Annotated in this window: 22 protein-coding genes; 9 read left to right on the top strand and 13 right to left on the bottom strand. The window is 65.9% G+C overall.

Translation table 11 applies throughout. The annotated features are described in order from the left end of the window. Positions 1-77: 77 nt before the first annotated feature. From ACREBX_RS04890 to ACREBX_RS04880, 3 genes are all read right to left on the bottom strand, one after another. The gene (locus ACREBX_RS04890; protein WP_431560628.1) at positions 78-935 is read right to left on the bottom strand and encodes a UTP--glucose-1-phosphate uridylyltransferase; all 858 of its coding nucleotides are present in this window, start codon (positions 933-935) and stop codon (positions 78-80) included. A 157-nt stretch (positions 936-1,092) separates the two neighbouring features. After that, the gene (locus tag ACREBX_RS04885) at positions 1,093-2,031 is read right to left on the bottom strand and encodes a hypothetical protein (protein WP_431560627.1); all 939 of its coding nucleotides are present in this window, start codon (positions 2,029-2,031) and stop codon (positions 1,093-1,095) included. Between the two features lie 68 nt (positions 2,032-2,099). Beyond that, the gene (locus ACREBX_RS04880; protein ID WP_431560626.1) at positions 2,100-3,371 is read right to left on the bottom strand and encodes an aldehyde dehydrogenase family protein; all 1,272 of its coding nucleotides are present in this window, start codon (positions 3,369-3,371) and stop codon (positions 2,100-2,102) included. A gap of 313 nt (positions 3,372-3,684) precedes the next feature. Here ACREBX_RS04880 and ACREBX_RS04875 point away from each other — a divergent pair, with 313 nt between their 5' ends. Genes ACREBX_RS04875 through ACREBX_RS04865 form a run of 3 tightly spaced genes read left to right on the top strand, consistent with a single transcriptional unit; the run spans position 3,685 to position 7,275 of the window. Continuing rightward, a complete protein-coding gene (locus ACREBX_RS04875) occupies positions 3,685-5,037 on the top strand; it encodes a UDP-glucose dehydrogenase family protein (RefSeq protein ID WP_431560625.1) in 1,353 nt (450 codons plus the stop codon). Beyond that, positions 5,034-6,047, top strand: coding sequence for an NAD-dependent epimerase/dehydratase family protein (locus ACREBX_RS04870; RefSeq protein WP_431560624.1), 1,014 nt, complete (start codon positions 5,034-5,036; stop codon positions 6,045-6,047). The genes ACREBX_RS04875 and ACREBX_RS04870 overlap by 4 nt, the downstream gene beginning before the upstream one ends. A 55-nt stretch (positions 6,048-6,102) precedes the next feature. Beyond that, a complete protein-coding gene (locus ACREBX_RS04865) occupies positions 6,103-7,275 on the top strand; it encodes a glycosyltransferase family 4 protein (RefSeq protein ID WP_431560623.1) in 1,173 nt (390 codons plus the stop codon). Here ACREBX_RS04865 and ACREBX_RS04860 read toward each other — a convergent pair. Both ACREBX_RS04860 and ACREBX_RS04855 read right to left on the bottom strand, forming a co-directional pair. Further along, positions 7,272-7,526, bottom strand: coding sequence for a hypothetical protein (locus ACREBX_RS04860; protein WP_431560622.1), 255 nt, complete (start codon positions 7,524-7,526; stop codon positions 7,272-7,274). The two genes, ACREBX_RS04865 and ACREBX_RS04860, sit on opposite strands and share 4 nt — an antisense overlap. 62 nt (positions 7,527-7,588) lie before the next feature. Next, positions 7,589-8,749, bottom strand: coding sequence for an acyltransferase family protein (locus tag ACREBX_RS04855; RefSeq protein WP_431560621.1), 1,161 nt, complete (start codon positions 8,747-8,749; stop codon positions 7,589-7,591). 186 nt (positions 8,750-8,935) lie between these two features. On the opposite strand from ACREBX_RS04855, the gene ACREBX_RS04850 reads away from it, so the two are divergent. Genes ACREBX_RS04850 through ACREBX_RS04840 form a run of 3 tightly spaced genes read left to right on the top strand, consistent with a single transcriptional unit; the run spans position 8,936 to position 11,402 of the window. Next, on the top strand, positions 8,936-10,117 hold the full coding sequence (locus ACREBX_RS04850; RefSeq protein ID WP_431560620.1) for a glycosyltransferase: 1,182 nt from the start codon (positions 8,936-8,938) through the stop codon (positions 10,115-10,117). After that, entirely contained in the window at positions 10,114-10,677 is a 564-nt protein-coding gene (locus ACREBX_RS04845; protein ID WP_431560619.1) for a polysaccharide biosynthesis/export family protein, read from the top strand. Before ACREBX_RS04850 ends, ACREBX_RS04845 begins: the two co-directional genes overlap by 4 nt. After that, positions 10,677-11,402 (top strand): serine acetyltransferase, encoded by a 726-nt coding sequence (locus ACREBX_RS04840; RefSeq protein WP_431560618.1) that lies wholly within the window; start codon positions 10,677-10,679, stop codon positions 11,400-11,402. The genes ACREBX_RS04845 and ACREBX_RS04840 overlap by 1 nt, the downstream gene beginning before the upstream one ends. Positions 11,403-11,409: 7 nt before the next feature. Here the strand turns inward: ACREBX_RS04840 and ACREBX_RS04835 are convergent, their stop codons facing one another. Genes ACREBX_RS04835 through ACREBX_RS04820 form a run of 4 tightly spaced genes read right to left on the bottom strand, consistent with a single transcriptional unit; the run spans position 11,410 to position 15,453 of the window. Next, the gene (locus ACREBX_RS04835) at positions 11,410-12,708 is read right to left on the bottom strand and encodes an outer membrane beta-barrel protein (RefSeq protein WP_431560617.1); all 1,299 of its coding nucleotides are present in this window, start codon (positions 12,706-12,708) and stop codon (positions 11,410-11,412) included. Further along, positions 12,705-13,622 (bottom strand): endonuclease/exonuclease/phosphatase family protein, encoded by a 918-nt coding sequence (locus ACREBX_RS04830; RefSeq protein ID WP_431560616.1) that lies wholly within the window; start codon positions 13,620-13,622, stop codon positions 12,705-12,707. The genes ACREBX_RS04835 and ACREBX_RS04830 overlap by 4 nt, the downstream gene beginning before the upstream one ends. Continuing rightward, on the bottom strand, positions 13,619-14,584 hold the full coding sequence (locus tag ACREBX_RS04825; protein WP_431560615.1) for a glycosyltransferase family 2 protein: 966 nt from the start codon (positions 14,582-14,584) through the stop codon (positions 13,619-13,621). Before ACREBX_RS04825 ends, ACREBX_RS04830 begins: the two co-directional genes overlap by 4 nt. Continuing rightward, positions 14,584-15,453, bottom strand: a complete 870-nt coding sequence (locus ACREBX_RS04820; RefSeq protein ID WP_431560614.1) for a glycosyltransferase — start codon at positions 15,451-15,453, stop codon at positions 14,584-14,586. The genes ACREBX_RS04825 and ACREBX_RS04820 overlap by 1 nt, the downstream gene beginning before the upstream one ends. 223 nt (positions 15,454-15,676) lie before the next feature. On the opposite strand from ACREBX_RS04820, the gene ACREBX_RS04815 reads away from it, so the two are divergent. Genes ACREBX_RS04815 through ACREBX_RS04805 form a run of 3 tightly spaced genes read left to right on the top strand, consistent with a single transcriptional unit; the run spans position 15,677 to position 18,904 of the window. Continuing rightward, a complete protein-coding gene (locus ACREBX_RS04815) occupies positions 15,677-16,438 on the top strand; it encodes a glycosyltransferase family 25 protein (RefSeq protein WP_431560613.1) in 762 nt (253 codons plus the stop codon). Further along, positions 16,428-17,909, top strand: coding sequence for an oligosaccharide flippase family protein (locus tag ACREBX_RS04810; RefSeq protein ID WP_431560612.1), 1,482 nt, complete (start codon positions 16,428-16,430; stop codon positions 17,907-17,909). Before ACREBX_RS04815 ends, ACREBX_RS04810 begins: the two co-directional genes overlap by 11 nt. Beyond that, entirely contained in the window at positions 17,906-18,904 is a 999-nt protein-coding gene (locus tag ACREBX_RS04805) for a polysaccharide pyruvyl transferase family protein (RefSeq protein WP_431560611.1), read from the top strand. Before ACREBX_RS04810 ends, ACREBX_RS04805 begins: the two co-directional genes overlap by 4 nt. A 21-nt stretch (positions 18,905-18,925) precedes the next feature. Here the strand turns inward: ACREBX_RS04805 and ACREBX_RS04800 are convergent, their stop codons facing one another. The 4 genes from ACREBX_RS04800 to ACREBX_RS04785 form a co-directional block, all read right to left on the bottom strand. After that, positions 18,926-20,314 carry an exopolysaccharide biosynthesis polyprenyl glycosylphosphotransferase gene (locus tag ACREBX_RS04800; RefSeq protein ID WP_431560610.1) on the bottom strand — a complete coding sequence of 463 codons (1,389 nt, stop codon included), beginning with the start codon at positions 20,312-20,314 and terminating at the stop codon, positions 18,926-18,928. A 184-nt stretch (positions 20,315-20,498) separates the two neighbouring features. After that, on the bottom strand, positions 20,499-21,317 hold the full coding sequence (locus ACREBX_RS04795) for a TorF family putative porin (RefSeq protein ID WP_431560609.1): 819 nt from the start codon (positions 21,315-21,317) through the stop codon (positions 20,499-20,501). Positions 21,318-21,433: 116 nt separating this feature from the next. Further along, positions 21,434-21,778, bottom strand: a complete 345-nt coding sequence (locus tag ACREBX_RS04790) for a hypothetical protein (RefSeq protein WP_431560608.1) — start codon at positions 21,776-21,778, stop codon at positions 21,434-21,436. 108 nt (positions 21,779-21,886) lie between these two features. Continuing rightward, positions 21,887-22,066, bottom strand: a complete 180-nt coding sequence (locus ACREBX_RS04785) for a hypothetical protein (protein WP_431560607.1) — start codon at positions 22,064-22,066, stop codon at positions 21,887-21,889. Between the last annotated feature and the right edge of the window lie 29 nt (positions 22,067-22,095).

The raw sequence follows: 22,095 nt of genomic DNA, 5'->3' as shown, positions 1-22,095 counted from the left end.
GGTCGATCAGCGCGCCCCGATCGACCTGCGTGTCCGCTTCCCGGCCGCGCGGCATGTGCCGTGTGACTGCGTCCATATTACGCGGCAGCCAGGAAAGCGCGCACCGCGGGCGCGATGTCGGGACGGGCGAGCGCCAGCGCCAGCGTCGCGGTCACAAAGCCGCTCTTGTCGCCGCAATCATAGCGTTTGCCTTGGAAGGTGACGCCGTGGAACGGCTGCTGGCCGATCATCCGCGCCAGCGCGTCGGTCAACTGGATCTCGCCGCCCGCGCCTTCCTCCTGGCTGCCGAGGACGTTCATCACCTCGGGCTGGAGGATGTAGCGGCCGATGACGGCAAGCCGGGACGGCGCGACGTCCGGAGCAGGCTTTTCGACCAGCCCCCTGACTTCGGTAATCGCCCCCGCGCTGGCGCCCGGCGTGACGATGCCATATTTATGCGTATCCTCCGCCGCCACTTCCTCGGTGCAGATCAAATTGCCGCCTAGGTCGGCATAGGCTTCGACCATCTGCTTGAGGCAGCCGGGCTCGCCGACCATCAGATCGTCGGGCAGCAGCACCGCGAAAGGCTCGTCGCCGACGAGACGGCGGGCGCACCATACGGCATGGCCCAACCCGAGGGGCTCCTGCTGCCGCACGATATTGATGTCGCCCGGCGGGGGGCGGGTTCCGTCGAGCACGGCGAGCGATTTGCCGCGCCGGGCCATCGCTTCCTCAAGTTCGAAAGCGTGGTCGAAATGATCCTCGATCAGGCTCTTGCCGCGGCTGGTCACGAAAATGAACTGCTCGATGCCCGCCTCGCGCGCCTCGTCGACCGCATATTGGATCAGCGGCCGATCGACGACGGGCAGCATCTCCTTGGGCATCGACTTGGTCGCCGGAAGGAACCGGGTTCCAAGGCCGCCGATGGGGAACACGGCCTTGCGTATTTTTCGCATCTTTTCACCCTTTTCTGGTCGCTGGGTTCCCCCCCAATTAACCAGCGTTGGATCGGCAGACACGATCGCCGCGTGCTGCCGAGGAGCGACCTGCGCCTTTACGCTGCATTGCAGCAAGAGCCCGGCGTCGAAGCGTGTCCAAAGTGCGTCAGGCCATTCAAAGCTTGGGCGGTGTCCCGGCAAAGGACACTCCGCCCGGCACCGAGCCCCCGCCGCGTGAGCGAACCAGCGGGGTGCCCGGCGGCACCTGAATATCGTGCGAGCCGATGATGATTTTCGCCGGCCCGTGGTGGACGTCGAAGATCGGCCAGCCCCGGTCGCTCTTCACCACCAGATGCTCGATATGGATGACCAGCGGCTCGCTTGCGCCTTTCGCCGCCATGATCGTGAAATGGTTGGTGTCGCCGATCCCGCCGATCTTGACCGGATCGAGGCTGCTGAGCCGCGTCGCGCGGATGCTCGACCAGAGCCGGAAGTTGCGCGCGTTGCGGCCGCTGACGCAATCATCGAGCAAAGTCTCGGTCGACTTCAGGTCGAATCCGCCGTCGCTATTGTCCCACGCGGCACATTGGCGAAACAACATCCGCGCGTTGCCCCGCTCGGTCGAGAAACCGTCGCCATTCCAATATTGCCTGGCTTTGCGCTGCCACTGAAAGCCGCGCATCGAACAGCGCTCGATCCGAAAGTCGTGCGCGGTGCCGTCGAAGGCGATGCCGACCGGCAGGTCGGTCGCGCCCGTCGTCAGCATGCCGCTCGCGCTGACGTCCTCGATCACCCCGTCGTGGCTGTCATAACGAATGCGGGCGAAGCTGCGTTCGAGATCGGTCGCGTTGGCCCCGCGCACGCGAAGCCCGACGCTGCCCGCCCCCGCCAGTTCCGGTGCCACCTTGTTCTCGATCACCCGGTAGCCGCCCGCCACCCGGATATTGACGATCTGGACATTATGGACCGGCTCGCGGATCACAAACAGGCCGTTGCCCACGTCGCGGGCGTGCACGCCGCGATAGACGGCGCCCGACTGCACGAAATAGACCGGTTCGCCCCCTGCATTGATCTGAACCGCCTTCGCGGCGAAGCGAGAGGATGGGTCGTCCATGCCGCCGCGCTAATCGGAGCGCACCGATCAAGGCCAGCGCGATGCGGCGCGGCGTGGCGCGTCCGGGGTCAGTGCAGCGCGGGCGCGGCTCCACCCAGATCATCGCCGCCGTCGCGCGCTGACATGCGCGCAAAACCGACCAAAGGCCGACGACAGACGTGCCTCGTCCGGCTAAACCGGCGGAAGCCGACTTCGCCATGGTCGATGTTGAGCGTCATGCCGGCATCGGCCTTCGCCGCCGACGGAACGCGCCCGTCGATCGCGATGGCCGAAGACAGCGTGTGTTCCAGCACGTGCCGGCGCTCGCCGGCATCGCGGCCGAAATAATAGATGGCGAGCGGCGGCGGTCGCCGGTGAATCGTGGCGATCGCATCTTCGATCCGCGCATAATTGCGCAGCGGCAGGATCGGTCCCCGAAACTCCTCCTGCATCACCAGCATATCCTCGCTGGCATGGCGAAGGATGTGCAGCGGCATTCCCGGCCCGCGCGGCTCCGCCGTCATCACCTCGCCCCCGCGCGCGCGCGCGTCATCCAATAGCCGCACCAGTCGTTCCCGTTCGGCGTCCGACAGCACCGCTTCGTTCGCCCCGGGCTGCATCGCCGCGCGCCACAGCCAGGAAGCAATCGCCTCCTCCTGCTCCTCGGGCACGAGAAGATAGTCGGGCGCGAGCGGTGCGCGTCCGCTCTTGAGGCGCTTGCGGGCGATCACATTGTCTGCCGCCTTGGCAAAATCGGCCGAGCGCCCAAGGATGACCGGCGATTTATCCGAGCGCGCAAGCAGCGCCCCATCGCCGTCCTGCGTTTCGCTTGTCACCAGCAAATCGAACGCCTGCTCGGCAAAGTCGCCATCGGACGCCACCGCCAATTCGAGCGGATCGAAGAAATCCTGCGCCAGCGCGCCGATCAGCTGGCCCAGTTGCGCCGAGGCCGTGTCGAATTTTAGCGTCACCCGGTTGCCCGCGGCGAGCGCACCCGCGAGGATACCCGCCGTCCGGAGCAGCGGCAGCGACGCCGGCGCCGCTATGCCGATCACCCCGACCGGCAGATACTCCACATAGTCGCCCGTCCCGCGCAGCCGCGCGAGCAGGCCGCGCCCGCTTTCGGCGCGCATCCAGCGGCCCACCCCTTCGATCGACGCCCGCAGCGCCGCCAGCGCCGGCGCCACTTCGATGAGCCTCGCGGAGTCGGGATCCTGATTCGGTTGATCGGCGGCGAGCGCATCGCACAGCGCTTCGGCGTTTTTTTCGATCATGAGCACCGCGCGCCGCAGCCGGTCGCGGCGAATGGCCGGCGACACCGGCAAGTCGGCGAAAAATGCCCCACGTTGCGCTTCCAGCATCTCACCCTTCCCCGCATTTTATCCTGTCTAGCTTCTACTCGGACGCCGAGCCGTGGCAAGTTCAAGTCGAAGCGTTTCGTCGCATTGCAGCTAATTCGTCTGACCGTCGTTTAGGCAAAGCCCCGAATTATCCGCTTCTAATATATCGCAATTTTTATCCTTGTCCCGTTCTGGGTCGGGATTTTGTTAGCGATCATTTCGCCTTCCAATTCGCTCAGTTCAAAGCGCGCAAGTTGACGTCACCGACTCTCAGAGGCGATTGTTCGCAGGCGCAGCAAAAAGTCGCCTTCATATAAAAAGGGAGCAACGCGTAATGCGTATCGTAATGATCGGGTCCGGCTATGTCGGGCTCGTTTCGGGCGCGTGTTTTGCCGATTTCGGCCATCATGTGACCTGCGTCGACAAGGACGCGGACAAGATCGCCCGCCTTCAGGCCGGCGGCATCCCTATCTATGAGCCCGGTCTCGACGATCTGGTCGCGCGCAACGTCGCGGCGGGTAATCTCGCCTTCACCACCGAACTGTCCGAGGCCGTCGGCGCGGCTGACGTCGTGTTTATCGCGGTCGGCACCCCCAGCCGCCGCGGCGACGGGCATGCCGACCTGTCCTATGTTCATGACGCGGCGCGCGAGATCGCCGGAGCACTGTCCGGCTTCACCGTGATTGTCACCAAATCGACCGTGCCCGTCGGCACTGGCGACGAGGTCGAGCGGATCATCTGCGAGTGCAACCCGGTCGCCGAATTCGCCGTCGCCTCCAACCCCGAATTCCTGCGCGAAGGCGCCGCGATCGAGGATTTCAAGCGCCCCGACCGCGTCGTGATCGGCATCGAGGACGCGCGCGCGCGCGCGCCGATGGAAGAGGTTTATCGCCCGCTTTCGCTGAACAAGGCGCCGATCGTCTTCACGAGCCGGCGCACCAGCGAGCTGATCAAATATGCCGCCAACGCCTTCCTCGCGATGAAGATCACCTACATCAACGAGATGGCGGACCTGTGCGAACAGGTCGGCGCCGACGTCCAGGAGGTCGCCAGCGGTATCGGGCTCGACAACCGGATCGGCGCGAAGTTCCTGAATGCCGGTCCCGGCTATGGCGGGTCCTGCTTCCCCAAGGATACGCTCGCGCTGATGAAGACGGCGCAGGATCATGATGCGCCGCTGCGGCTGATCGAGGCGACGGTCGCAGTGAACGAGCAGCGCAAGCGCGCGATGGGCCGCAAGGTCATCGCCGCGCTGGACGGGCACGTGCGCGGCCGCACCGTCGCGGTGCTCGGCCTGACCTTCAAACCCAACACCGACGACATGCGCGACGCGCCGTCGATCGCGATCATCCAGACGCTGCAGGACGCCGGCGCAAAGGTCCGCGCTTATGACCCCGAGGGCATGGATGCGGCCGAGGCGGTGCTGACCGACGTCGAATATGCATCGTCCGCCTATGCCGCCGCCGAGGGCGCGGCGGCGACGGTGATCGTCACCGAATGGGACGCGTTCCGCGCACTCGACCTGGCGCGCCTCAAGGCCGCAATGGCCGAGCCGGTGCTTGTTGACCTTCGCAACATCTATCCGCCCGCGCGGGCCGAAGAAGCGGGCTTGCGCTATGTCGGTATCGGTCGGCCGGGCCAGCCCGCCGACGATGCCGAAGCCGCGAACAAGAGGCACGCCGCGTGACCGACGACAGCTCCATTTTGGTTACCGGTGCCGCGGGCTTCATCGGCCATGCGGTGTCCGAACGGCTCCTCGCGCGCGGCGAACGCGTGCTCGGGCTCGACAATTTCACCGACTATTACGACGTCGCGCTCAAGAAGGCGCGCATCGCGCGGCTCGTCGACAATTTCAACTTCCGGCTGATCGACGGCGACATCGCCAGCCCCGGGCTGGTCAGCGAGCTGGTCGAAGCGAACGGCATCCGCCGGATCGTCCATCTCGCCGCCCAGGCAGGCGTTCGGTACAGCCTCGAAAACCCCTTCGCTTATGAGCACAGCAACCTCAAAGGGCATCTCGCGGTGCTCGAGGCGGCGCGCCACGCGGGCAATATCGAGCATCTCGTCTACGCCTCGTCGAGTTCGGTCTATGGCGACCGCCCGCTCGGCGGCACTGGTTTTCGCGAGGACGAGCCCTGCACCGCGCCGGTTTCGCTCTATGCGGCGACGAAGCGCAGCTGCGAGCTGATGAGCGAAAGCTATGCCAAGCTCTATCACCTGCCGCTCAGCGGGCTGCGCTTCTTCACAGTCTATGGTCCCTGGGGCCGCCCCGACATGGCCTATTATGGTTTCGCGCAGAAGATCCTGCTCGGCCAGCCGATCGAGGTGTTCGGCGAAGGCCGGATGGCGCGCGACTTCACCTATATCGACGACATCGTCGACGGGGTGGTTGGCGTGCTCGACCGGCCGCCGGCGGGCGGCGAAAACCGGCTGCTCAACATCGGCGACTGCAATCCCGTCGGACTGATGGACATGATCGCGGTGCTCGAACGCGCGCTCGGCCGGCCAGCGATCAAGCTGATGCGGCCCATGCAGCCGGGTGACGTGACCGCGACCTACGCCGACATTTCGGCGATCAACGCACTCACTGGATACAGCCCCAAGGTCCCGCTTGCGCGGGGGATCGAGCGGTTCGTCGACTGGTATCTGGGCGAAATAGAAAATGGTGGAAGAGGGCCGATGGCAGCGGTGGCCTGAGCCGGGAAATCCGGCCGGGCGCTAGTGGAGTTTAAGAATGCTGCAACGGACAAATATGTCTTCCAGCGCCCTCACGGGCGCGCCCACGATCTGCGTGACCGGCCTCCGCGGCTTTCCGCATGTGATGGGCGGGATCGAAAGCCATTGCGAGGAGCTTCTCCCGCGGATCAAGGCGATCTGGCCCGATCACCGGTCGGTCGTGCTCGGCCGCGCGCCCTATCTGCCCGAGCCGGTGGGCGAGCATCGCGGTGTCGAGATTATCGGCATCCCCTGCCCGCGCTCGCAAAATCTCGAGGCGGTGGTGTCCACCTTCCTCGCGGTTCTTTCCGCCCGCCGGCGCGGCGCCGGGCTGATCCATATCCATGCGATCGGCCCCGGCCTGCTCGCCCCGCTGGCCCGGCTGCTCGGCTTGAAGGTGGTCGTCACGCACCATGGCACCGATTATCACCGCGCCAAATGGGGCCTCTTCGCGCGCACCGCGCTGCGCGCCGGCGAATGGCTGGCACTCAGCTTCGCCAATCGGGTGATCGCCGTCTCGCCCTCGCTCGCCGCACAGCTCCGGCAGAGCTTCCCGAAGCGCGCGCACGCGATCTCCTACATTCCCAACGGCACATCGGACCTGCCCGGCGATGCCGATCCGGCACTCGTGCTCGAACGGCTGGGGCTTGAGGCCGGCGACTTCCTCCTCGCCGTCGCGCGGCTCGTTCCCGAAAAGGGCCTGCACGACCTGATCGATGCGTATGAGCGGTCGAACTGCACCGCCAAGCTGGTGATCGCCGGTTCGGCCGATCACGAAAGCGGCTACGCACGCGAACTGCTCGCGCGCGCTAGCGACCGCGTGATCTTCGCCGGCGTCCAGTCGCGCGCGACGCTGAAGTGCCTCTATGACCATTGCGCGCTCTTCGTGATGCCCTCCTATCACGAGGGCTTGCCGATCGCGGCGCTCGAGGCGGCGAGCTGCGGCGCGCGGATGCTGCTGAGCGACATCCCGGCCAATCTCGACATCGGGCTCGACGCGGCAAATTATTTTCCGGTCGGCGACGTCGCGGCGCTCACCGAGCGGCTGAACGCCGATTGCGCCGACTTTCAGGTCGATCGCGACGCCGTGCGCGCGCGCTTCAGCTGGGACAAGGCGGCGGAGGACACGCTCGACGTCTATCGCGCCACGCTCGCGCCGGGCCGAAAGGCCCCGCGTCCCTCCACCTATTCCGGAACTGTGGAAGTTTAGGCGCCGAGCCGGGCAATGACTTTCGCCCGGTCCGCCGCATCGATCGGTCCGCTGACTTCGATGCCCGCATCGGTCCGCGTCGCCCGGGCGATCAGGGGATGCCACGCATTCGCCCGCCACTGCCAGCTGCGGATGCGCCAGTGCCCCGGCCCCTCGGAATCTATCGCCAAGGTTGGCCGGCCGGATTTCTCCGCCGTCGCATCGCGCTCGGTGCAGGCGCTACAGGCGGCAACGCCGGCAATCGAAGCCATCAATGTTCGTCGGTCCATCGCAATAGCCTCCATCTAGATCCATCAGCAAAACGGCCGACCCATCACGGCGCGGCGATCTTTTCGGGCACGGTCTGAAGCGCGCGCGGCGTGCCGCCTCCGGCCACGCGCTTGATCACCGCTTTGCCCAGCCGCTGCCCGGGCAGCTCGACCAGCTTATAGGTCACAAAAGCAATGGCATAGGTCACAGGCACCACGACCGCTCCGGTCAGCACGAACCGCCCGGCGGCGCCGAGCCCGGTGCCGAACTGCCCGATGACCGCCGCCGCGACCGGCTGCAGGATCAGCAGGTGGATCAGATAGGTGCCATAGGAAAGCTCGCCCAGCCAATAGAAGGGCCGGCTGCCGAGCAGGCGCGAGACCCAGCCGATGACCCCGAGCGAACGCCAATGGACCAGCGCGAAAAATCCGAACACGAGCAGTTCGCGCATCGCGAAATGCAGCAGGTCCTGATCGCCCCCGATCGGGATCGCGGCGAGCAGCATCGCGGCGCCAAGGCGCAACCATAGCCGCGTGCGGCTTTCCCCCGGATCAGCGGCGATCAGCATGCCGGCGAGGAAAAGCTGAAGCTTCAAGGGCAGAAAGGACGGCATCGGATAGTCGAGCCCGGCCGCCCCGGCGAGCAAGGCGACGACCACACCGCCCCCCGCCGCGACCAGCGCCGCGGGGATCCAGCCGATCCGCCGCCCGAGCAGGATGAGGAAAGGAAAGAGCAGGTAGAATTGCATTTCGAGCCCGAGGCTCCAGTCGGGCAGCGGGGTGCGGAAGGCATAGTCCGGCAGCAACCCGAACAGGAAGGTCAAGTGCAGGACGATGTTGGTGAGACTGCCATCGGTGTAGCGTTCGCTCGGCTGGAGCGACTGGCCGAGGAAGCTGTCGATCGCGACGCGGTCGGCGTAGATCAATGGCCCCGCGATCAGCGCCGCCGCGAGCGTCACATAGAAAAGCGGCGCCAGCCGGAAAAAGCGGCGCGTCCAGAAAGCCGCCCATGTGCCGGGCGCGTTCCAGTCTTCGCTCGTCGCGCGCAGCCGGTACTGGAACATCATCAGAAAGCCCGAGAGCAGGATGAACAGGTCCACGCCGAGGTCCGGCTTGCCGATCAGCGGCAAGCGGAAACCGGTCAGGATCATCATATGCCCGATGAGCACCCAGAGGGCCGCGACGCCGCGCAGGCCATCCAGACACTCGACTCGCCGAATGTCCATTAAATACCTCCGCAAAATCGTCCGTCGATGTCCGCCCTGATAAACGTATCAGGGCGCGAAACCCTTTGAAATCGGCCAGCTGCCCCGCCGGAACGATGAAGCGGGGGATGCTGTGTGCACTGCAACAAATGCCCGTGGTAAGCGTTCTCCCGAAGCGAATTCCGCACCCCATTCCAGCGAGGAAACATGCTGCATCGAAAGCGGATTTTATTCGCGATCAACTCGCTCGCGGGCGGCGGCGCCGAGCGCGTCCTCGCCACCCTGCTGGCCGGATCCGTGCCCTGGCGCGCGCGCTACGACATCCATCTCGCGCTGCTCGACGACGAGCCGCGCGCCTATGAGGTGCCCGAATGGGTCGAGGTTCATCAGCTCGATGCCCGGCACAAACTGCTGCCGAGCCTGACCCAGCTGCGCGCGCTCGTCGGACATGTGTCGCCCGATGCGACGCTCAGCTTCCTGACCCGCGCCAATATCGCCAATGCCTGGGCGATGGCCGGGCGCCGCCGCCCGTGGCTGATCAGCGAGCGGGTCAACACCAGCGCCCATCTGGGCGACGCGTTCGCGGCCAAGGCGATGGTCCGCATGGTCTATCCGCGCGCCGCGCATGTCATCGCGGTGTCCGAAGGCGTGGTCGACGACCTCGCCGCCAATTTCGGTGTGTTGCGCACGCGGATGTCGGCGATCGCCAATCCGGTCGACCATCGGCGTATCGCCGAGCTTGCGGCCGAGCCGCCTGCCCTCGCTCCCGCCGGGCCCTATATCGTCGCGGCCGGACGGCTCATGCCGAACAAGAATTTCCCGCTACTCCTGCGCGCTTATGCTGAAGCGGCGCCCGAAGCCCGCCTCGTCATTTTGGGCGAAGGGCCCGAGCGCGGCGCGCTTCAAGCACTCGCCGCCTCGCTTGGAATCGCCGATCGCGTCGACATGCCGGGCTTCGTCGCCAACCCTTTCGCAGTGGTCGCGCGCGCGGCGCTTTATGCGATGCCCTCCAACGCGGAGGGTTTCCCCAATGGCCTCGTCGAGGCGATGGCCTGCGGCGTCCCCGTCGTCGCGACCAATTGCGCGTCGGGCCCGTCCGAAATTCTGGCCGGCCGGTCGCGCGATACGATCAATGGCAGGATCGATGTCGATGCCGGTGCGTTGGTGCCGACCGATGACGTGCAAGCCTTTGCCACGGCGCTCGTCGAGGTGCTCGCCGAGCCCCGCCGCAGCGCCTGCGGCGCGCGGGCGCGCGACCGCTCGCTGGCTTATGGCGTCGAGCAGGCGGCCGCAAATTATTGGGCGCGGATCGAGGCGGTCCTGCGCGCGCCGTCCGCCGCGTCCGAAGTCGAAGACATGTCAGCATATCGTCCGGGAGTAAGTTCATGAAATGGCATAGGCAGATCGCACTGACGGGGGCGCTGATGGCGCTTGGCGGATGCGCCGGGCAAACCCCGCTCGCGGGCAGCGGCGCCGCGCCGCCACCCGCCACGGCTTTCGTCCTCTCGCCCGGCGACAAGATCAAGGTCGCGACCTATGGCGAAGAGAAACTCACCGGCGATTTCGAGGTCTCGCCAGCCGGCACGATCGCCTTCCCGCTGATCGGCGAGGTCAAGGCCGCGGGGCTGCAGACCGAAGAACTGTCCAAGGCGATCGAGGCAAAACTCGGCGACGGCTATCTGCTCGAGCCGCAGGTTTCGGTCCAGGTCGCCAATTTCCGCCCCGTCTATATACTCGGCGAAGTGAACAAGCCCGGCGAATATCCCTATACGCAGGGCCTCACCATCCGCGGCGCCGTCGCGAAAGCCGATGGCTTCACCTATCGCGCGAACGAGAAACGCGTCTTCCTGAAGCGCGCGGGCGAGGCCGGCGAGCAGGAATATCCAATGACCGCCGATTTCGCCGTGCTTCCCGGCGACACGATCCGCTTCGGCGAGCGCTATTTCTGATGGATATGGCGACCGCATCGCTGACGCCCGTTCCGGCGTTCGAAGAACCCATGTCCGACGAGAGCGGCAAGCCACATCGGCGCGGCTGCCCGGTGAGCTTCGCCAAACTGAAGGCGCTGCTCGCCGCCGACCTTTATCGCTATGCGGGGCGCGTCGGTTTCGGCGCTTTCGTGAAGCATTACGCCTTCACCCCGGGGTATAAATATACGGTGCTGATGCGCACCACCGGCTGGCTCAAACTCAAGCCTGCCAAGGCTTTCGGCCTCTACCTCATCGCAAAATGGCTGCTGCTCCGCGCGCGCTACAAATATGGCTTCGCGATCCCCGAATATATGGAAATCGGGCCCGGCCTGTTCCTCAACCGCTTCGGCGGTTTCTATTTCCACGGCGACACAGTGCTCGGCAGCAACGTCAACATCACCCACGGCGTCGTGCTCGGCTATATGAACCGCGGCAGCCGGCGCGGCGCACCGGTGATCGGCGACCGCACCTTCCTGGGGTCGGGCGCCAAGGTGATCGGCGGAATCCACGTCGGCGCCGAGGCGGCGATCGGCGCCAATGCCGTGGTGACCAAGGACGTGCCCGAGCGCGGCGTCGTCGGCGGCATTCCGGCGAAGCTGCTCTCCGATCAAGGGTCCGACGGCTATATCAACCGCCTCGCGCCGCCCGAACTGCTCGCGGCGTGCGAAGGCGCGCTCTACGGGTCGCGAACAAAATCCGCCTGATCGTCTACTAAAGGCCCGAAAAGGTCAGCCCGACCGAAACCCGATTGTCCGCGAATTCGCGCCCCGCCGTCGCGCCCCAGCTCGCCTGAGTGCGCCGCTGGACGTCGACGCGCAGCGCCATCCGCTTGCTCACGAGGTACGATGCGCTGCCGCGCCAGGTCCAGCGGTCGTCCTTGCGGTCGATGTTGTTGAAGTCGCGCTTTTCCAGCTCGCCACCCGCGCTAAGGATCAGGTTGCGCAGCAGCTCGTAATCGGCGCGCAGTGTCATGTTGGTCGCGAGATAGCCCGTCGCGCCGTTGACGCCGGTTTCCTTGATGCCGCGATCGACCGTGCCGGTGATCGTCACCAGCGGCGTCAGGAAATAGGCCAGCTCGCCGCGCACGAGGAAGCCCGAGACATCCTCGAATTCCGCGGGCTGGTAGTCCTGTTCGAAATAGCCGAGGCGCAGCGACCCGCGCGCCTTGCGGCCCAGCTCGAAACTCGCGCCGCCGGTAAGCTCGAACCCTTTGGAATCGCGCGCCGGCACTGGCCCGCTGCGCTCGCGATAATCGCGCTTGTTAAGCGAGCCCGCGGCGAACAGCGAAATGCTCGGGCTCAGCGCATATTCGCCGACAGCGGTGCCGGTGTAGGTCGTGTGGTCGCGGAAATCCTGGTCGATCGGATCGCCGCCGGGCGTCACGCTGTCGCTGTAATTGCGGTTCTCGACATCGACCACGCCGCGCACGCGCAGCCGGTTGAAGACATGCGTATAGGTAGCCGTCCCCCCGCTCAGCGTGAAGCGGATCGGCCGCGACGCCTGCGTCGGACTATCGGGCGACACGCGTTCCTGGCTGTAGCGCCCGTTCCGCAGCATGACGTTGAGCGTGTTCGACTTGCTGATCGTGTAAAGCGCGCCGGCATTCACCGAATATTGCGTGGCGTTCTCGCTCGCGCGGTCGGCGTAGCGCAGCAGGTCGAGCTCGCCATCGAGCGATAGCTTGAGCGTCGGCGAGGGCCGCACCAGCGAAACGCGCGGGCGAATGCGCAGATAGGCATCGCCGATCCGGTCGTCCTCCTGCGCATAAAGATTGTCGTCATAACCGGCGCCGATCGCCATGCGCGGCATCAGTTCGAGGACGCCGAGCTGGATCGGCTCGGGCGTGTAATCGGGGCGGCGGCGTTCGAGCACGCCGATATTGCGGTCGCGGCCGAAGCTGTTCTCGCTCGACACCGATCCGAGCCCGTCGGTCGCGTCCGATTGCTGGGCGAGCGCCGGCATCGCAACGCCGCAGCTGCCAAGCAGCGCAAAGGTGATCGCCCGCTTCATCGGCGCGCCAGCGTCACGAGCAGCGGCACATGGTCCGACCCGGTGGCGGGCAACCGCCGTGCCGAAACAAGCCCCCAATCGGGTCCGGCATAAAGCTGGTCGATTGGCAGCACGGGAAAGGCGCGCGGCCAGCTAGGCAGCGCGCGCGTCATACGAGTGAGCGGTGCGAAGGCGCGGTCCTGCTCACGCATCGCCGCGGCCCAGGGGGTGAGGTTCATGTCGCCTGCAACGATCAAGGAGCTATGATCGATCCGTGCCAAGGCGCGCGCTACATCTTGTCTGCGCACCGCCTGATCGCGCGATGTCGGCCAAGGATAGTGAAGCGTCACGACAGTGAAAGCGTGTCCGTCAGGTCCCGCAATCCGGGCCCAGAGCAGGGGCGGGCCAAATTTCCGGCCCTTCCTGTCTTTCAGGAAATAGTCGCTGTCGGCGATCGGCCAACGCGAAAAGATGGCAAGGTCACAGCCCGATGGGCATTTGGTTGCATGGGCGAAATGCTGGTTCAACGCCGCCAGCATCGGCGCGAAGCTGCCATCCACCTCCTGCAGCATCACGACATCGGGTTTCGCGTCGACGATCGCCTGTGCGGTTTCCGCGGGGTCGCGATTGCTCTGCCAGACATTGTGCGTCAGCACCCGGATCGGGCTCGCTCCCTTTTGCGCGGCGGGAATCGCGAGCATCAGTTCAGGCATCACCCCGATCGCGACCGGCGCCAGGCCGACCAGGGCTGCGACGATTGTCCAGCGCAGGCGCCGCCGCGCGATCAGCAGTCCCGCCAAGGTCGCTACCCCGAACAGCGGCAGGAACGACGCGAGCACATCGAGCATCGGCACCAGCCCGCCGACAAGCGACAGCCACGCGGCGAGGCTCGCCCCGCCGCTCAGCAGGGCGCCAAAGGCGCGGACCGGCTTCACGTCCGCGCAAGCAGCCGGTTGCGCAGGGCATAGCTCGATTGCCGGACCGATGCGGGGATCAGCTTCGCGGCGAGCAGCAGCGCCGCGGTGCCTGCCCCCTCGGGCAGATAAAGATCGCCGACCCGGATCGCCGTGCGGCCCGGATATTTCATCGCATAACGCGCATAATGCGCGATTTCCTGGTTCACGAGCCGCCGCAGCAACGCCGTCTCGCGCGCCGTCGCACCGGCGAGCATCCCGCGCGCGGTCTCGACGAGGCACGGCACGTCGAGCGTCGTCGTCGACTTGCTGACCTTGTTGTCGCTGTCGCGGTGAAAGACCGCCGTGACGCGCGGATCGTAACGCAGCACCCCCTTGGCGAGCACGCGCAGCCACAGATCCTTGTCGCCGCCGCGCACCGCGCGCCCTTCTGGGAACAGGCCCGCCTCGAACAGCGTATCGCGCCGGATCGCGATCGCGCCGGTCCACATCGGACATTCGCGCACCGCCAGCCACGCCGCCACAAAGCCGGCAAGGTCCAGGCTTTGCGGCCGCTCCAGCTCCGGCGCAATCCGCTGAAGTTGCGAGCGATCCTCGAACACATGGTCAAACCGCGTCCCCACCGCACGCGCGCTCGGATCCGCGCTTATGCATTCGGCCAGCACCGCGAGATGATCGGGCTGCCACAGGTCGTCGGCGTCGAGAAAGGCGATCCAGTCGCCGCGCGCCGCGCGGATACCGATGTTGCGCCCGGCGTAGCCACCCGGCCCCGGCGCCGACAGGTCGAGCAGCTTGATCCGATCGTTGCCGATCGCGGCAACGATCTCGCGGCCACCGTCGGTCGAGCAATTGTCGACCACCAGTATCTCGTGCGGCGGAAACGTTTGGGCAAATACGCTCTCGATCGCGGCACGCACATGCGTGGCCTTGTTATAGAGCGGCATCACCACGGAAAACCGTGGAGCGTCATGGGGAGGAGTCATCAGTCGCGTGCTGCCTTTCGTCCCCCCGCGAGATTGAGATATTCGTTCACCGCCACCCCGGCGAGCTCCAATGTCAGCCACATCACCGCCAGCCGCCTCCGAAACGACAATTCGCGCGAGATCGCCGCGCGGCGCAGCCGCCGGATCGTGTCGACCGCCGTAATGCCGAGAACATGGACAAGCCGCGCGCGCCGCTGGGTGCGATCCCACCGCCCGCCGCTCAGCCGCTGGCGTTTGCGCACCAGCTCGGCGCGGCTCGCGCGCACCGGATGGCGCACCGCCATCGCCGGCACATAGACAAGCGGATGACCGCTTTCGCGGATGCGCAGCGCCATCTGCCTGTCGCCGCCCGATTTGAGCGCCGCGTCGAACCCGCCGAGCGCCTTCAGCAACGCCGTCTCGCTCGCCCAATTGGCCGTCGCGCAATTGCCGCGCGCGGCATGCGCCTGCGGGAAGCTGAAGAGCCGCTCATAGTCGCCGAACACCTCGCGCTCCTGTGCGATCTCGTCGAACAGCTCGATCTTGCCCGCGAGCACTCCGAACCCCGGATGCGCCGCTGCGGCGCGGAGCACCTGCTCGAGCCAGTCGGGCGCGGGCTCGCAATCGGCATCTGTAAAGGCGGTTATCGGTGCGCGGACCCGCTCGATGCCGAGGTTACGCGCGACATAGGAGCCGGGCCTTTTTTCTTCGAGCAGTTCGACGCCCGCATAGCTGCGGGCAATCGTGCGCGTTGAATCGTCCGATCCATTGTCGACGACGATGATCTGATATGCCGCGCGCGGGAGCGTCTGGCGCGCGAGCGCGTCGAGACAGCGGCCGAGCACGGCTTCGCCGTTCCATACGGGTATGACGACTGCAACTTGAAACATAGATACGCCTGTCCAGTGCCCCCGCACCGGCCCAATCGGCCTGCCACGGCATCCCGGTCAACCGGATGCTGCACCTGCGAAGACGAGCCGCCCCGTTGGCCGGACGACTGGAGCGCGAGTGCCTTCGCTCTCAAATAATTGCCCGCTACCAAGGATCGCGTCGGGCCCGTCGTTGGTTCTGAACCGCGCAGCCATGCGCAACCACAATTTAAAGGCGATCCAAGTGGGTGATTCCCTACCCGAATCGGGCAAAACCACCGAAGTCTTGGTGGTGTCCCTCGAATCAGCCGAGGCCCGCCGGGCTGCCTTTGCCGCGCGCGCGGCGGGCACGTCGCTTGCGTGGCGTTTTTTCGATGCCTGCACCGCCCCCGCGCCCGGCATGACGATCGATGAACCCGCAATCCGCAGCAACAAGGGCCGGCCGATGAGCAAGGGCGAGATCGGCTGCTATGCCAGCCATTTCTCGATCTGGCAGGACATGGTCGCGCGCGGCGTGCGGCAGGCGATCGTCCTTGAGGATGATACGGTCGTCGACTGGGCCTATCTCGAACCGCTCGCGCGCACCGATCTTCATGCGGAGGGTATCGATTATCTGCGTCTCTACGCCAAACGCCCGACCTGGCAGCGCGTGGTGCGGCGCGACTTCCTCCAGCATTCGCGCGCGATCGTCGAGCTGGTCGGCCTCGCCTATGGCACGCAGGGCTATGCGATCACGCTCGAAGGAGCGCGGCGACTCGCCGGGCATTGCCGCACCGTTCGCCGTCCGATCGATGACGAGATGGACCGGTCGTGGGCGCACGGCCTGCCCAATCTCGCGCTCTATCCCGCGCCGATCCTCGAAGCCGCGATCGTCTCCGACATCGGCAACTCGCGCTTCGGGCCCAAGGCCGATCCGCTCTATCATTCGATGAGGCAAAAAGTCTGGCGCTCACTCGAACGCGCGCGCATGCGGATGCTGAAAGCGAGACGCCTGCTTGAGCGCTGACCTTCCCGCCCGCTTCGACGACGGGTTACGCGCGCGCAGCCGCAGCTCGATCGGCTGGACGATCACGCGTTTCCTGTCGGACCAGATCTTCTCGTTCGTCGTCTTCGTGATCCTCGCGCGTCTGCTCACGCGCGCCGACATCGGCGCCTTCGCGGTAATGGCGGTGACCGCCGAAGCCTTCCGCATCATCGCGACCGCCGGCCTCGTGCAGACGATCGCGCGAAAGAAGGAGCTGAGTCCGGCGTTTCTCGACACCATCTATCGCTCGCAGCAGGCATTCTCCTTCCTCTCGGCGATTTTGATCATGGCACTGGCGCAACCGATCGCGAACTGGATGGGCGCGCCCGATATCGCGCTGCCGCTCGCGGTGATGAGCCTCGCGCTGCCGATCTCCTCGTTCGGCGCCACGCATATGGCGCTGCGCCTGCGCGAGTTCGGGCATCGCACCACCGCGCTCCGCTCGGTCGTCGGCGGGCTGATCGGCGGCGCCTGCGCGGTGGCGGCCGCCTTTGCCGGGCTGGGGCTGTGGAGCCTCGTCATCCAGCGCCTCGTGACCGAGATCGTCGGGGTCATATTGTCGCGCGCGTCCTATGACTGGAAACCGGGCTGGCAATTCGACTGGGCCATCCTGCGCGGCAATCTGATGCTCAACGCCAGCCTGATCTACGTCCAGCTCGCGTTCCTGGCGACGGTGCGCGTGCAGGAGATGGCGATCGGCGCCGGGATCGGGCTCGCCGCGGTGGGTGTCTATCGCACCGCCTGGCGCACCGTCGAGCTGATCGGGCGCGGCGCGATCCAGCCCTTCACGCAGGTCGCGGTGCAGACGCTCGCGCGGGTCAAGGACGACCCCGCCGAGCTGCGCAAAGCCTATCGCTGGATGATTGCGCGCGCGTCGGCGCTCTCCTTTCCCGCGCTTGTCGGTTTCGGTGCGCTCGCGCCGGTCGCGATCCCCACCGTGTTCGGCGCCAAATGGGCCGAAGCCGGCCAGCTCGCCCAGATTTTCGCCTTCATGGCCGTGCCCTTCACGCTCAACTTCTTCGCCTCGCCCTCGCTCAGCGTACTCGGCGCTTCGCGCAGCCTGATCTCGCTCTCGACGACGCAGCTGATACTCGGCGTGATCCTGACGCTCGCGGCGCTCCCTTACGGGCTCTTCGCGGTCGCCGTCTCCTATGTCGGGCGCGCCTACCTCACCTTGCCGCTGCAGATCTGGCTGCTCCGCCGCGCCTCGGGCATCCGTCCGGTCGACAGTTTGCGCGCGGTCGGCGCGCCGCTGATCGCCTCCTCGGTGATGGGCGTCGCGCTCGCGATCGCGATGCGGCTGCTCGATACGCACCTGGCCGGCTGGCAGTCACTGCTGCTGCTCACCGCGATCGGTGCGCTCTTCTACGCGATCGCGCTGCTCGCCATCTCGGGCGCGTGGCGCGGCCGTTTCCTGTTCCTGTTCAAACGCTTCAGAAAGAGCCCGATATGACCAAGAAGACCGCCGACCAGCTCGTCGGCGAACTCGCCCAGCGCTTCACGCGCACGCTCGACGCCGTGATCCCCGTGGGCCAGCTCGCCCTCGTCGACTTCCCCGACCACTCCAATGTCGGCGATTCGGCGATCTGGCTCGGCGAGATGGCGTATCTGCGCAAGGCCGGCCGCCTTCCCGCCTATTATTCCGCGATCGCCGATTTCGACGACGCGGCGTGCCGGGCGGCGATCGGCGACGGGCCGATCCTGATCCATGGCGGCGGCAATATGGGCACGCTCTGGCCCAAGCATGAAGCCTTTCGCCTCCACCTGCTTCGCACGCATCGCGGCCATCCGATCGTCCAGATGCCGCAGTCGATCCACTATGCCGACCCCGCCGCCGCCGCCGAAATGGCCGAGGCGATTCGCGCGCACGGGCAATTCACCCTGCTCGTCCGCGACGCACGCTCGCTCGCCTTTGCCGAGCAGCATTTCGATTGCGATATCCGGCTTTGCCCCGACGCCGCGCTGATGCTTGGCCGCCAGCGCCGCGATCCCGCCACCGCGCCGGTCTTCGCGCTGCTCCGCACCGACCATGAACGCGCCGCCGGCGACGCCGCGCTGCCTGCGGGTGTCGTCGCCGACGACTGGCTCGAAGAGGATGCCGGTCAGAAGCGCCGCCTGCGCCTGTCGCTGGGGCTCGGCCGCCTTCTCACCCGCGATCCGATGGTACAGCGCGCGGCGCGGCAGCAGCGTCTCGCCGAATGGCGGTTCCAGCGCGGCCTCGCGATGCTGTCGACCGGCGAGCTGGTCGTCACCGACCGCCTCCACGCGCACATTCTCTCGCTGCTGCTCGACATCCCGCACGTGCTGCTCGACAATAGCTATGGCAAGGTCGCGGGTTTCGCCGATCAATGGACGGGCGATTATGCGGGGCTGATGCGCGCGACCCATCGCGCCGAAGCCTTCGACACCGCGCTGGCCTGCCGCGCCCCGCAGATCGTGGACGGCTGAGCCCCGTCCAAGAGGCGCCGCTCAATAGGCGTTGCGATGCACGAGCACCTGCGCCGTGCGCGCCAAGATCGAAACATCGCGCAGCAGCGACCAGCCATGCTGATATTCCAGATCGGATTCGAGCCGGTCCAGAATATCGCGCTTGGTGTTGGTCGCGCCACGAAACCCGCGGATCTGGGCGAGGCCCGTAATCCCCGGCTTGAGCGCATGACGGTGCCAATATTGCCGGTCGACGCGCCAGAACAGCTCATTGCCCGCAGTCGAACCCAAGGCATGCGGGCGCGGCCCGACGAGGCTCATCTCGCCTGACAACACGTTGATCAGCTGCGGCAGCTCGTCGATGCTCGTGGCCCTGATGAATTTGCCAACGCGCGTGATCCGGTCGTCGTCGCGGCTCGCCGAGCGCGCGCCGTTCGCGTCGGTCGTCTCTACGCGCATGCTGCGGAATTTCAGGATGCGAAAGATGCGGTTGCCGCGCCCCATGCGCTCCTGACGGAAAAACACCGGCCCCGGCGAATCGAGCTTGATCGCCAACGTCACGATCATAAGCAGCGGCGACAGCAGGATCAGCGCAGGGAGCGTCACGGCGAGGTCGAGCGCGCGCTTCTTCACCCGGTTGGCGCGGTTGAGCGGCCCCCACGACACCACCAGCGTCGTGACCCCGCCGCGCTGGCGCGTGGTCAGCGGCCCCAGTTCGGCAATCTCGGGCATCACGATCTCGCCCACGATATTGACGCCTTTCAGCGCGCGGGCCCATTCGACCTTCCGTTCTGGCGCACACACGATCGTCACGCGGTCGTAATCCTGCAGCACGGTGCCGAGGCGATCGAGCATATAGGGGTCATCGAGATCGGCACGGAGCCCCGACGCGCGCGCATCGATGATCTCGCGATCGAGGTAGGATGCGGGCAGGTTCGCGCCGTCGACAATGACCAGTTCGGCGGTCATATCGCCGAAAGCCCGACGCACGATACGGCAGATCAGCAAACGCTGCGCCACCAACAGGGTCACCGCGGTCACCATGCCCATGCCGATCGCCAGACGCGGCACCTTGCCGGTGATCCTTAGCGAGAAGGCCACAAGCAGAAAGACGAACAAGGTCGTCGCGAACGACAGCAGCGTCTGGCGAACGCTTTTGACCGGATGCGTCAGGCAGCGCGGATTATAGGCTTGATTCTGGAATGCGATCGCGAAGTGGACGAACAAGGCGCCCAGCATCGCAGTCAACAGGCCGTCGGAGATGCTGCGGGGCTGCTCGATCATCAGCGTCACGGCGAAGCCCACCGCGAGCGCCGCCGCGTCCAGAGCTATCAGTCCCAAACAGAGCCATATCTTGGCATCGCGCCGCGCCGCTTTCGCGAGCGGCGTTCGAATGGGTGCGCCTTGGAGCGCCAAGTCGATTTTGGTCATGGGATGGGGAGCTCCCTGGGGTTGGCTATATTGTTGCAATGCAACATGTCTTGGGCGCCAGGGAATACAAGCGGGCCGCGCGGGCACGTGCCGGATACAGGATGATCCGTGCGGATACCATTTGGTACGCCGCGATGCGGGCAAAACGGCCCGGGCGGCGCGAACCGCCCGGCCCATGCGCATATCAGAAGGCTGCGGTCACACTGGCCACCACCGCGGCATCGGCGATCGAGCCGGTCCCATCGAGCCCCTTGCTGAAATTGGGCTGCAGGCGTGCCGCTTCGGACTTGCCGATGTCGGTATCGACATAGGACAGGTTGAGCGTCAGGTTGCGCCAGCTGGCATCCATGCCGAGCGACCAATCCCAGTAGCGGCCCGTCGGGGCAACGCTGGTGCCGTTGGGGCCGAGGCCGGGATTGCCATCCGAATGGCCGATATGCGCCTTTGCGGTGAACGGCGTTCCCGCGATGACGACCGCGCCGTCGCCCCATAGATAGAGGTTATCGTCGCTCTGCCCGCGACTGTTCGGCGCGTTCGAGACATTGGCGAGCGCATGTTGCTTGGGCGCATAGGCGGCCCCGGCGGTCAGGGTCGCCCGACCGGCCGTTCCCGTCAGCTTGACATAAGGTTCGGCAAAATCGGATTCGTCGGCGCCGCCGGGATACATGTACCAGACAAGACCGACGTCGAGCGCGGCCTTGTCGCTCAGCGGCAATTTATAACCGCCGATCAGATCGAGTTCCATATTGGCGCCGCCGAAGGTGCCCCAGCCGGCAAGGTTGGAGCCCCATACACCGGCATAGAGGCCGCTCTTGTGCGTAAGGGTGACCCCGCCCTGAACGGCCATTTCCTTGTCGGACTGCGACACGCCGCGGAAGCGGTAATCGGACGCGATGGTCGCGGTCCCCGTGATCGTTACGGATTTTGCCTCTTCGTCCTGCGCGAAAGCGGCGGCCGGAGAAAGTCCCGCGAGAAGTGCGGCGGCGGAGATGATGGTCTTCATATTGTCCTCTTGAACTGGCCTCTTTCCGGAGTGGGGAGGCTGGCGAGGACGCCCAACTAGATCAGCGCGGCATTGGAAATCGAGAGCAGCGGACGATCAATTGCATAGTGTTTTCGTTATGCACCGGGTCGCTCCTTCGTCGGGGGCCCGGCCAGACTTTCCGGATCACGCTCGAAGGAGAAGGGCGCATCCGAAGCCCGCGGAGGCAAGCGCCTCCATCGCGCCGAAACCTCGACGCTTTCCCACAATCCCGGGCCGACAAACAGCAAGGCGCTTCCGGCGCTTGCGCTGAGAAATGTCGCCGCCGACAGAAACATCATCAACGCACCCGCATCGCGCGGTCCCGTCGTCAGGACCATATGATGAAGCCTGAGCGCGAGCAGCCAGCCGATGCCAAACAGGGCGATACCCATAGCTCGCAGGCCGATATTGGCGGCGAGCGTTTCATGCCATCTCTTCATTGCAAACCTCCAGCGGGAGGCTGCCCAATTACGCATGATCGCGTAGGAATTCGAGATCGGGAAATAGCGCGGCGCATTGAGATTGCGTATAATTTGGGCGATCCGGGCTCAGCTCATCTTGTCGGCGAGAAAGGCGACCAGCGCCACAATGGCGCACATATAGATTGTGAGTGCCGACGGCCCTTGTGCGCCCAACCAGTCGATGGCCCGGTCGTACCGCGACGGCCGCGAAGCATCGGATGGCCGTTTGAAATCGTCGCTTGCCATGACGACTAGATAGGCGCTCACGTCGTTTGAAATCGAGAGCAGGTCCGCCC

This window comes from Sphingopyxis sp. (assembly GCF_050725655.1).
GTDB lineage: Bacteria > Pseudomonadota > Alphaproteobacteria > Sphingomonadales > Sphingomonadaceae > Sphingopyxis.
Note: the sequence above shows the minus strand (reverse complement) of the source record. Positions and strands in the feature narration are given on the sequence as shown.

Coding starts and splice junctions, on each gene's coding strand:
- ACREBX_RS04890 (WP_431560628.1), bottom strand. CDS start 935: ATGCGAAAAATACGCAAGGCCGTGTTCCCCATCGGCGGCCTTGGAACC.
- ACREBX_RS04885 (WP_431560627.1), bottom strand. CDS start 2,031: ATGGACGACCCATCCTCTCGCTTCGCCGCGAAGGCGGTTCAGATCAAT.
- ACREBX_RS04880 (WP_431560626.1), bottom strand. CDS start 3,371: ATGCTGGAAGCGCAACGTGGGGCATTTTTCGCCGACTTGCCGGTGTCG.
- ACREBX_RS04875 (WP_431560625.1), top strand. CDS start 3,685: ATGCGTATCGTAATGATCGGGTCCGGCTATGTCGGGCTCGTTTCGGGC.
- ACREBX_RS04865 (WP_431560623.1), top strand. CDS start 6,103: ATGTCTTCCAGCGCCCTCACGGGCGCGCCCACGATCTGCGTGACCGGC.
- ACREBX_RS04860 (WP_431560622.1), bottom strand. CDS start 7,526: ATGGCTTCGATTGCCGGCGTTGCCGCCTGTAGCGCCTGCACCGAGCGC.
- ACREBX_RS04855 (WP_431560621.1), bottom strand. CDS start 8,749: ATGGACATTCGGCGAGTCGAGTGTCTGGATGGCCTGCGCGGCGTCGCG.
- ACREBX_RS04850 (WP_431560620.1), top strand. CDS start 8,936: ATGCTGCATCGAAAGCGGATTTTATTCGCGATCAACTCGCTCGCGGGC.
- ACREBX_RS04845 (WP_431560619.1), top strand. CDS start 10,114: ATGAAATGGCATAGGCAGATCGCACTGACGGGGGCGCTGATGGCGCTT.
- ACREBX_RS04840 (WP_431560618.1), top strand. CDS start 10,677: ATGGATATGGCGACCGCATCGCTGACGCCCGTTCCGGCGTTCGAAGAA.
- ACREBX_RS04835 (WP_431560617.1), bottom strand. CDS start 12,708: ATGAAGCGGGCGATCACCTTTGCGCTGCTTGGCAGCTGCGGCGTTGCG.
- ACREBX_RS04825 (WP_431560615.1), bottom strand. CDS start 14,584: ATGACTCCTCCCCATGACGCTCCACGGTTTTCCGTGGTGATGCCGCTC.
- ACREBX_RS04820 (WP_431560614.1), bottom strand. CDS start 15,453: ATGTTTCAAGTTGCAGTCGTCATACCCGTATGGAACGGCGAAGCCGTG.
- ACREBX_RS04805 (WP_431560611.1), top strand. CDS start 17,906: ATGACCAAGAAGACCGCCGACCAGCTCGTCGGCGAACTCGCCCAGCGC.
- ACREBX_RS04800 (WP_431560610.1), bottom strand. CDS start 20,314: ATGACCAAAATCGACTTGGCGCTCCAAGGCGCACCCATTCGAACGCCG.
- ACREBX_RS04795 (WP_431560609.1), bottom strand. CDS start 21,317: ATGAAGACCATCATCTCCGCCGCCGCACTTCTCGCGGGACTTTCTCCG.
- ACREBX_RS04790 (WP_431560608.1), bottom strand. CDS start 21,778: ATGAAGAGATGGCATGAAACGCTCGCCGCCAATATCGGCCTGCGAGCT.